Consider the following 2,058-nt stretch of genomic DNA (forward strand, 5'->3'; position numbering starts at 1 on the left):
ACGTCCGGACCGAAATACAGCATGTCCGGCTGCAGCCGGCGCGCCTGCCTGCCCAGCTCCGCGTACAGTTCGCGCAGCTTGCCCCCTTGGGCGACCGGGCCTATCGAGTCCGAGCGGCCGTAATGATCGTCCCAGTAAAACACCAGCGGGCCGTAGCGGGTCAGCAATTCCCGCTGCTGCCGCAATTCCTTGTCGCGCACCTTGGCGAAGTGGGCCGGATCGTCGTATTTGCCCAAGTCGCTGTTGCCCTGGCCGGCGGCCCGGCCCAGCGTGTGCCGGTCGAAGTGGTCGTCGATCCAGGGCGGCGTGTACAAGCCGGGTTTCACGCCATGCTTGCGGCAGGCGTCGACGAATTCGCGGACGATATCGCCCTCGCCGTTCTTGTACGGGCTGTTGCGCACACTGTAGCCGGTGGTGGCGGTGGGCCACAGGCAGAAACCCTGCTCGTGGCGCGCCGTCAGCACCACGTAGCGCGCGCCCATGGCCTTGGCGGCCAACACCCATTGTTCCGTATCCAGGCTGGTGGGATTGAAGGCGCTGGCCGGCTTGCCGGCGGACACGCTGCCATAGGTATCGATGCTGTAATGGATGAAGGCGCCCAGCTCCATCTCATCGAACGCCAGTTGCCGCGGCGTCGGTCTGGCCAGCGTGCGCGCCGGTCCGGCGGCCGCCGTTGCCGGCGGCCCGCCCCCCAAAGACACGGCCAGCATGGAATAGCCAGCCGCCAAGCCAAATTCGCGTCTCGTGGTTTTTTTAAAAAAAGTCATTGCCATACTCCCGTCGCGATCCTCAGACGACCCGGCGCCGCGTCAACGCCAACGCGGCGCAGCCGATACCGATCAACAGCCACGGGCCCGGTTCAGGAACCGCCCTGACGTGCGGATCCGAGAGGTTGGCGAAGACGTGGCCATCCGCGCCGGCGGTGAGCCCGGGGGTCCAGGCGAATTCCGCCAGGGCCCCGGTCATCGGATCGTAGTGGCCGAGCGGCGTGAAGCCGTCACTGCCGAACGCCGACACGACGAATTTCGAGATGTAATTCGTCATCGGATCGACCGCGCCCGCGAAGGTGAGGTCGAACGACAGCACGCCGCCGAAATCCACGGACTGGAACAGGTCGTTCGACGCGTCGTTGCGGAAGCGCCAGCCGCCGGCGACCGCGGTCACGCCCCAGGAGTCGATATACGGCGAGCCCTGGAAGCCGACCAGGTTGGTCACCGTCGCCGTCGCCAGCGGCACGGCGCCGCTGACGCCGAGGTTCATGTCCAGGAAGCCGCTGGCGGCGCCGAAGGACGCGGTGTCGATCGTCACGTGGACGACGCCGGCCGAGGCCAGGCCGCAGCCCGTCGCCAGGGCCAGGGCCAGCGCCGCGCGGCGCAGGAGGGAAGCGATCTTGTGTTTGACATCGTTACGCATGATGCATCCTCCTTATGGCTGGCCACGGAACAGTTGCGCCGTGTAAGTGACGAGGGCGCGGTTGGGGTTCGAGAACGTGAGGTTCACGGTCACCGAGGCGCCGGGGGGCAGCGGGTTGGCCAGGGCGACATACGGCGCGCCGGCGGCGTCCACGCCCGTGGCGTTGTCGAGCACCAGGCCGTTGCTCAAGCCGTTCAGTCTGAGCGTCAGGGGGCCGGTCAGGGTCGAACCCGTCGTGTTGGTGAGCGTCATCGCGCCGACATACTTGCCGGTGGCGCGGTTCAGGGTCGCGCCCTGCTGCGTCATCTTCACGCTGGCGCTCAGGTCGATCGGGCCGATGTTCACGGTCAGCGAGCGGGCTTGCTCGGTGTTGCCGGCCTGGTCCACGCTCCAGTAGCTCACCGTGTGGCTGCCCTTGGCGCTCAGCGCGACCGTGTTGCCGGTCTGCTGCGCGCCGCCGTCCACCGTGTAGTGGGTGGACGCGGCCGGCGAGCCGGCGTCCGCCGCCACCGACAGCGCCAGCGACACGTCGCCCGAGTACCAGCCGCTGGCCGGCGCGGCCTGGCTCGGCGTCGCGGTGGTGACCGGCGCGGTCTTGTCGATGTTGACCGCGACCGTGCGCTGCTGCTCCACGTTGCCCGCCCA

At 68.2% G+C, this 2,058-nt stretch carries 3 protein-coding genes; all 3 read right to left on the reverse strand.

The features are described 5' to 3' along the window. Positions 1–710, reverse strand: a 710-nt coding sequence (locus BM436_RS34695; RefSeq protein WP_177307807.1) for an alpha-L-fucosidase, incomplete at its 3' end; no start/stop codon positions are given. A 79-nt stretch (positions 711–789) separates the two neighbouring features. Next, positions 790–1,413 carry an NF038129 family PEP-CTERM protein gene (locus tag BM436_RS34700; protein ID WP_093561472.1) on the reverse strand — a complete coding sequence of 208 codons (624 nt, stop codon included), beginning with the start codon at positions 1,411–1,413 and terminating at the stop codon, positions 790–792. 12 nt (positions 1,414–1,425) lie between these two features. Continuing rightward, positions 1,426–2,058, reverse strand: a 633-nt coding sequence (locus tag BM436_RS37395; protein ID WP_371859713.1) for an OmpL47-type beta-barrel domain-containing protein, incomplete at its 5' end; no start/stop codon positions are given.

Origin of the sequence: Pseudoduganella namucuonensis (assembly GCF_900116645.1) — a bacterium.
GTDB lineage: Bacteria > Pseudomonadota > Gammaproteobacteria > Burkholderiales > Burkholderiaceae_D > Rugamonas > Rugamonas namucuonensis.

Coding starts and splice junctions, on each gene's coding strand:
- BM436_RS34700 (WP_093561472.1), bottom strand. CDS start 1,413: ATGCGTAACGATGTCAAACACAAGATCGCTTCCCTCCTGCGCCGCGCG.